Here is a 6,968-nt window from a genome sequence, read left to right on the forward strand (position 1 = left end):
CGTTATGCAACCCTTATTACAGCTCCAGGGGATTGAGAAATCCTTTCCCGGCGTAAAGGCGTTAAAGAGCGCGTCGCTGGCGGTTTATCCAGGACGCGTGATGGCGCTGGTAGGCGAGAACGGCGCCGGCAAATCCACCATGATGAAGGTGCTGACCGGCATCTACAGCCGCGACGCGGGTTCGCTGCGCTGGCTGGGCGAAGAGACCACCTTCAGCGGCCCGAAAGCGTCGCAGGAAGCGGGTATCGGCATTATTCATCAGGAACTGAACCTCATTCCGCAGCTGACCGTGGCGGAAAATATTTTTCTGGGGCGCGAGTTCGTTAACCGTTTCGGCCGTATCGACTGGAAGCGGATGTACGCCGAGGCGGACGCGCTGCTGAAGCGCCTTAACCTGCGTTTCAACAGCCATAAGCTGGTGGGCGATCTTTCGATCGGCGATCAGCAGATGGTGGAGATCGCCAAAGTCCTGAGCTTTAAGTCGCAGGTGATCATCATGGATGAGCCGACCGACGCGCTGACCGATACCGAAACGCTGTCGCTGTTTCGCGTGATCAACGAGTTAAAGGCGCAGGGCTGCGGCATTGTCTATATCTCTCACCGCATGAAAGAGATCTTCGAGATTTGCGACGACGTGACGGTTTTCCGCGACGGCCAGTTCATTGCCGAACGTCCGGTGAAGGCGCTCAGCGAAGAGAGCCTGATCGAGATGATGGTCGGACGCAAGCTGGAAGATCAATACCCGCGCCTCGACCAGGCGCCGGGAGAGATTCGCCTCAAGGTCGAGAACCTTAGCGGACCGGGCGTGCATGACGTCAGCTTTACGCTGCGTAAAGGCGAGATTCTTGGCGTCTCGGGGCTGATGGGCGCCGGACGCACCGAGCTGATGAAGCTGCTTTACGGCGCCCTGCCGCGCAGCAAAGGCCGCGTCTGGCTCGACGGCCGCGAAGTGGTAACGCGCGCGCCGCAGGACGGCCTGGCCAGCGGCATCGTCTATATCTCCGAGGATCGCAAGCGCGACGGGCTGGTGCTGGGCATGTCGGTAAAAGAGAACATGTCGCTGACGGCGCTGCGTTATTTCAGCAACGGCAGCGGCACGCTGAAACACGCCGCTGAGCAGCTGGCGGTGGGCGATTTTATCCGTCTTTTCAATATTAAAACGCCGTCAATGGAGCAGGCAATCGGCCTGCTCTCCGGCGGCAATCAGCAGAAAGTGGCTATCGCGCGCGGGCTGATGACGCGTCCCAACGTGCTGATCCTGGACGAACCGACGCGCGGCGTCGACGTCGGGGCGAAAAAAGAGATTTACCAGCTTATCAATCAGTTCAAGGCCGAAGGGCTAAGCATCATTCTCGTCTCATCAGAGATGCCGGAAGTGCTCGGCATGAGCGACCGCATCCTGGTGATGCATGAAGGCCGTTCCGGCGGCGAATTCACCCGCGAGCAGGCGACGCAGGAATCTTTAATGGCGGCAGCCGTAGGCAAGCAACACAGCGAGGATTTAGTTGTATGAGCACCCAAACCTTACCGTCCAGCCGTCGCTGGTTCAGCAAAGCCTGGCTGATGGAGCAAAAATCGCTGATTGCGCTCATCGTGCTGATCGCGGTGGTGGCGAGCCAGAGCCCTAACTTTTTCACCGTAGCGAACCTGTTCAATATTCTGCAGCAGACCTCGGTCAACGCCATTATGGCGGTGGGCATGACGCTGGTGATCCTCACCTCCGGCATCGATCTCTCGGTTGGATCGCTGCTGGCGCTGACGGGCGCGGTGGCCGCCTCGCTGGTGGGCATGGAAGTTAACGCGCTGGTGGCGGTAGCGGGCGCGCTGGCGCTGGGGGCGGCGATCGGCGCCGTAACCGGCACTATCGTGGCGCGCGGCAAGGTGCAGGCTTTTATCGCCACGCTGGTGATGATGCTGCTGCTGCGCGGCGTCACCATGGTCTATACCGACGGCAGCCCGATCAATACCGGCTTCAACGACAACGCCGATCTCTTCGGCTGGTTCGGCATCGGCCGTCCGCTGGGGATTCCGACGCCGGTATGGCTGATGGCCGTCGTCTTCCTGCTCGCATGGTACATGCTGCACCACACGCGCCTCGGCCGTTACATTTACGCGCTAGGCGGCAATGAGGCGGCGACGCGTCTCTCCGGCATCAACGTTAACCGCGTAAAAGTCATCGTCTACGCCCTGAGCGGCATGCTGGCCGCGCTGGCGGGCACCATCGAAGTCGCGCGTCTCTCCTCCGCGCAGCCGACGGCGGGCACCGGCTACGAGCTGGACGCTATCGCAGCGGTAGTGCTGGGCGGCACCAGCCTGGCGGGCGGTAAAGGGCGCATTATGGGCACCCTGATTGGCGCGCTGATCCTGGGCTTCCTGAATAACGGCCTGAACCTGATGGGCGTCTCTTCCTACTACCAGATGATCGTAAAAGCGGTGGTAATCCTGCTGGCGGTACTGGTGGATAACAAAAGCAGTAAATAACTCTGACCTTTACACAGGATGAAATGATGAAAAAGTTGACCGCACTGGCTGTGATCCTCGGCGCGACATTAAGCGCCAGCGCCGTGGCGAAAGATACCATCGCGCTGGTGGTATCGACGCTGAATAACCCCTTCTTCGTCTCGCTGAAAGAGGGCGCGCAGAAAGAAGCTGACAAACTGGGCTACAACCTGGTGGTGCTGGACTCGCAGAATAACCCGGCGAAAGAGCTGGCTAACGTGCAGGATCTCACCGTGCGCGGCGCCAAACTGCTGCTGATCAACCCAACCGATTCCGATGCGGTCGGCAACGCGGTGAAAATGGCCAATCAGGCGAATATCCCGGTGATCACGCTGGACCGCGTGGCAGCGCAGGGCAAAGTGGTGAGCCATGTCGCCTCTGACAACCGCTTCGGCGGTAAAATGGCGGGCGACTATATCGCTAAGCGTCTGGGCGACAGCGCCAAAATTATTGAACTGCAGGGTATTGCCGGCACCTCTGCGGCGCGTGAGCGCGGCGAAGGCTTTAAACAGGCCTCGGACGCGCATAAATTCCAGGTGCTGGCGAGCCAGCCGGCAGACTTCGATCGCACTAAAGGGCTGAACGTGATGCAGAACCTGCTGCAGGCGCATCCGGACGTGCAGGCGGTCTTTGCGCAAAATGATGAAATGGCGCTCGGCGCGCTACGCGCATTGCAAACCGCCGGAAAATCTGATGTCGTGGTAGTCGGCTTTGACGGCACCGCCGACGGCGTGAAAGCGGTCGAAGGCGGCAAACTGGCGGCGACAGTCGCTCAGATGCCGGATAAGATCGGCATGATTGGCGTCGATACCGCCGATAAAGTGCTGAAAGGTGAAAAAGTGCAGGCCATCAATCCCGTTGACCTGAAACTGGTCACCAAATAACTCAAAGAAAAGCAGGGCAATGCGCCACCCTAAACCGGTGGCGCACTCTTTCTGGATCACACCCTATGAGCAAAAGCGCAAAACTGGCCGTTCTCGGCAGCATTAATGCTGACCACATTCTTAACCTGACGCACTTTCCTCGTCCCGGCGAAACGGTGATCGGGGAGCAGTATACCGTTGCGTTTGGCGGCAAAGGGGCGAACCAGGCGGTCGCCGCCGGGCGGGCCGGCGCAGATATCGCCTTTATCGCCTGCCTTGGCGATGACGCCATCGGCGAGCGTATCCGCGCGCAGCTGGTGCGGGACAACATCGATACCGCCGCGGTTGAAACCGTGAGCGGCGAACCCACCGGCGTGGCGATGATTTTCGTCAATGGTGAAGGCGAAAACAGCATCGGCATCTGCGCGGGCGCCAATGCGGCGTTAACGCCTGACTGCGTGGCGCGTCATCAGCAGGTCATCGCCAACGCCTCGGCTCTGCTGATGCAGCTGGAGTCGCCGCTGGAGAGCGTGCAGGCTGCGGCGAAGATCGCGCGCGCTCATCAGACGCAGGTGATCCTCAACCCCGCGCCGGCGACCCCGCTGGACGATGAGCTGCTGGCGCTGGTGGATATCATCACGCCTAATGAAACCGAAGCGGAAAGCCTGACCGGGATTGCCGTCTCCAGCGATGAGGACGCCGCGCGCGCGGCAGAGGCGCTGCACGCCAAAGGTATCGGCACCGTGCTGATCACCCTGGGACGTCGCGGCGTCTGGCTGAGCGAGCAGGGCGAAAAAGGCGAGCGCATTGCCGGCTTTACGGTGAAAGCGGTCGATACCATTGCGGCAGGTGACACCTTTAACGGCGCATTTATTACGGCGCGGCTGGAAGGCAAAAGCCTGCATGACGCGGTACGCTTCGCCCATGCGGCGGCGGCAATCGCCGTCACCCGTCCGGGCGCGCAGCCCTCCGTGCCCTGGCGCGCGGAAATCGACGATTTTCTACTTCAGCAGGGTTAAGCCTTGGCTACCATGAAAGATGTCGCCCGCATGGCGGGCGTCTCCACCTCTACCGTCTCACACGTTATCAACAACAACCGCTTTGTCAGCGAAGCGGTGCGCGAGAAGGTCGATCGAGCGATCAGCACGCTGAACTACGCGCCTTCGGCGCTGGCGCGCAGCCTCAAGCTTAACCAGACGCACACTATCGGCATGCTGCTGACGGCCAGCAGCAACCCCTTTTACGCCGAAGTGGTGCGCGGCGTCGAAGAGAGCTGTTACGAGCGCGGCTACAGCCTAATCCTCTGCAATACGGCGGGCGACGAAGATCGCATGAACCGCAGCCTGGAAACGCTGCTGCAAAAGCGCGTCGACGGCCTGCTGATCATGTGCACCGAAAGTCATCTGCCCTCGGCAGCTATCCTTAATCGCTATCCTTCTATTCCTGCCGTGATGATGGACTGGGCACCGTTTGAAGGGCGCGGCGATATTATTCAGGACAATGCGCTGCTGGGCGGCGAACTGGCGACGCAGCATCTGATTGACAGCGGCTATACCCGCATCGCCTGCATTTCCGGCCCGCTGGATAAAACCGCGGGACGTATGCGTCTGCAGGGCTATTACCATGCGATGGAGAAAAACGGGCTGGTGATTCCGGCCGGCTATGTGATTAACAGCGACTTCGAATTTCAGGGCGGCTACAGCGCCATGAAAGAGCTGCTGGCGCTGGCGTCGCCGCCACAGGCGGTTTTCACCAGCAACGACGCGATGGCGGTCGGCGTTTATCACGCGCTGTTTGAGGCGGGATTGCGTATTCCGCAAGATATGGCGGTGATGGGATATGACGATATCGAGCTGGCGCGCTATCTGACGCCGCCGCTGACGACGATTCACCAGCCGAAAGATGAGCTCGGCCAGCTGGCGATCGATACCTTAATCCATCGCCTGAACGATCCCGACGCCAGCCAGCAAACGCTGGTGCTGACGCCGGAACTGGTGGTGCGCGCCTCGACTTAAGCACTTTTCTTCTTTTTATCGCGATTGGTAATCAGGTGGCGGCCGTCGCCCGGCCGCAGCAGCGCAAAGGTAAAGGCCGAAATCACCGTGACGACGCCCATCGTCAGGAAGGTCGCATGGAACTGCTCGACGGTGCCGGTTTCGAACGCCTGATAAAAGCGCAGCACCGCCGCGCTTACCGCCACGCCGAAGCTAATCGACAGCTGCTGCGTCACCGCCAGCACGCTGTTGCCGCCGCTGGCATTATCATCATTCAAATCCGCCAGCGTGATGGTGTTCATCGCGGTGAACTGCGTTGACATCGACATGCCGAGAATAAACAGCGGCAGCAGCAGCAGAATGATGCTTTCAGACGGCGACTGCAGCGCAAAGCTGGCAATCAGAATGCCGATGATGACGGTAATGCCGACCAGCGTACGGCGATAGCCGAACAGGCGGAGCACCTGAGTCACCGTCGATTTGGCCAGAATCGAGCCGATGGCCGTCGGCGCCATCATGCAGCCCGCCACCACCGCCGAAAAGCCAAACCCGACCTGCAGCATTAACGGCATCAGAAAGGGGACGCAGCCGGTGCCGAGACGCGACGCGATATTGCCGATAATGCCGACCGAAAAGGTGCGGGTCTTGAACAGCGGCAGGCTGATTAGCGGCGCTGGGTGGCGGCGCGCATGAAGGATATAAAGAAGCAGCAATATGACGCCTGCCGCCAGTACGCCTGATGCCAGCCAGGCAGAGACGATACGCTCGCCGAACAGCTCAATGCCGATCGACAGCAAGACCAGTCCCGCGCCGAACAGTAAAAAACCGAGAAAATCGAAGCGACGCCGGGGCAGGGTGAAGTCCGGCATATATTTGCGCGCATAGACAATGCCGAGAATGCCGACGGGAATGTTAATCAGGAATATCCAGTGCCACGTGGCGTAGGTGACCAGCAACCCGCCGAGTAGCGGACCCAGTATCGGCCCTACCAGGCCGGGCATCGTGACGAAGTTCAGCACCGGCAGGAGTTCGCTACGCGGATAGGCACGCAGCAACGCCAGGCGCGCTACCGGCATCATCATCGCGCCGCCTACGCCCTGAACGATGCGCGAAATCACCAGCATCGTCAGCGATTGCGATAGGGCACAGGCCAGCGAGCCAAAGGTAAAGAGCGACACGGCGATAATAAAGACTTTGCGCGTGCCAAAGCGGTCGGCAAGCCAGCCGCTCACGGGAATCAGCATTGCGACGGTAAGGGTATAGCTGATAACGGCGGACTGCATGGCCAGAGGAGAACGGTCGAGGCTGGTCGCGATAGCGGGTAGCGCTGTATTGAGAATGGTGGCATCCAGTGCCTGCATAAAAAACGCCATGGCGGCTATCCATGGCAGACCGGCCATACTGCGCGCGGATCGTATCATCGAAAATCCTTCTATATAGGTGTCAGTAGCTGGCAAGAAGCCGAATTGACAGCATAGCATCGGCATAAAAGGGCTGGTTGGCAATTTTCCACGGCGGAAGGCTGTTTCTGTGCGCTTTTTCGCCCGGAAATGTCTGCTTTTAACCCGTTCGATTAAAAAAAAGGCATCCGGCAATTATTTTCAAAGAAATG

At 59.6% G+C, this 6,968-nt stretch carries 6 protein-coding genes; 5 read left to right on the forward strand and 1 reads right to left on the reverse strand.

Annotated features, from left to right (window positions below; translation table 11 throughout):
• The first annotated feature begins 4 nt into the window (after positions 1 to 4).
• The 5 genes from rbsA to rbsR all read left to right on the forward strand — a co-directional run bounded on the left by rbsA (position 5) and on the right by rbsR (position 5,377).
• Positions 5 to 1,513, forward strand: a complete 1,509-nt coding sequence (gene rbsA, locus HA46_RS18160) for a ribose ABC transporter ATP-binding protein RbsA (RefSeq protein WP_033792938.1) — start codon at positions 5 to 7, stop codon at positions 1,511 to 1,513.
• Positions 1,510 to 2,481, forward strand: a complete 972-nt coding sequence (gene rbsC / locus HA46_RS18165; protein ID WP_033755349.1) for a ribose ABC transporter permease — start codon at positions 1,510 to 1,512, stop codon at positions 2,479 to 2,481. Before rbsA ends, rbsC begins: the two co-directional genes overlap by 4 nt.
• Before the next feature lie 26 nt (positions 2,482 to 2,507).
• Positions 2,508 to 3,383, forward strand: a complete 876-nt coding sequence (gene rbsB / locus HA46_RS18170; protein WP_033755347.1) for a ribose ABC transporter substrate-binding protein RbsB — start codon at positions 2,508 to 2,510, stop codon at positions 3,381 to 3,383.
• 65 nt (positions 3,384 to 3,448) lie between these two features.
• On the forward strand, positions 3,449 to 4,381 hold the full coding sequence (rbsK, locus tag HA46_RS18175; RefSeq protein WP_033792934.1) for a ribokinase: 933 nt from the start codon (positions 3,449 to 3,451) through the stop codon (positions 4,379 to 4,381).
• A 3-nt stretch (positions 4,382 to 4,384) separates the two neighbouring features.
• Positions 4,385 to 5,377, forward strand: coding sequence for a ribose operon transcriptional repressor RbsR (rbsR, locus tag HA46_RS18180; protein WP_410477669.1), 993 nt, complete (start codon positions 4,385 to 4,387; stop codon positions 5,375 to 5,377).
• Here rbsR and mdtD read toward each other — a convergent pair.
• Positions 5,374 to 6,777, reverse strand: coding sequence for a multidrug transporter subunit MdtD (gene mdtD / locus HA46_RS18185; RefSeq protein WP_033792932.1), 1,404 nt, complete (start codon positions 6,775 to 6,777; stop codon positions 5,374 to 5,376). The genes rbsR and mdtD overlap by 4 nt on opposite strands.
• Between the last annotated feature and the right edge of the window lie 191 nt (positions 6,778 to 6,968).

It is taken from the genome of Pantoea septica (assembly GCF_002095575.1).
GTDB classification, from domain to species: domain Bacteria; phylum Pseudomonadota; class Gammaproteobacteria; order Enterobacterales; family Enterobacteriaceae; genus Pantoea; species Pantoea septica.

Bases quoted from the DNA above. Each gene is read 5' to 3' on its own strand.
- rbsA (WP_033792938.1), top strand. From the start codon at position 5: ATGCAACCCTTATTACAGCTCCAGGGGATTGAGAAATCCTTTCCCGGC.
- rbsC (WP_033755349.1), top strand. From the start codon at position 1,510: ATGAGCACCCAAACCTTACCGTCCAGCCGTCGCTGGTTCAGCAAAGCC.
- rbsB (WP_033755347.1), top strand. From the start codon at position 2,508: ATGAAAAAGTTGACCGCACTGGCTGTGATCCTCGGCGCGACATTAAGC.
- rbsK (WP_033792934.1), top strand. From the start codon at position 3,449: ATGAGCAAAAGCGCAAAACTGGCCGTTCTCGGCAGCATTAATGCTGAC.
- mdtD (WP_033792932.1), bottom strand. From the start codon at position 6,777: ATGATACGATCCGCGCGCAGTATGGCCGGTCTGCCATGGATAGCCGCC.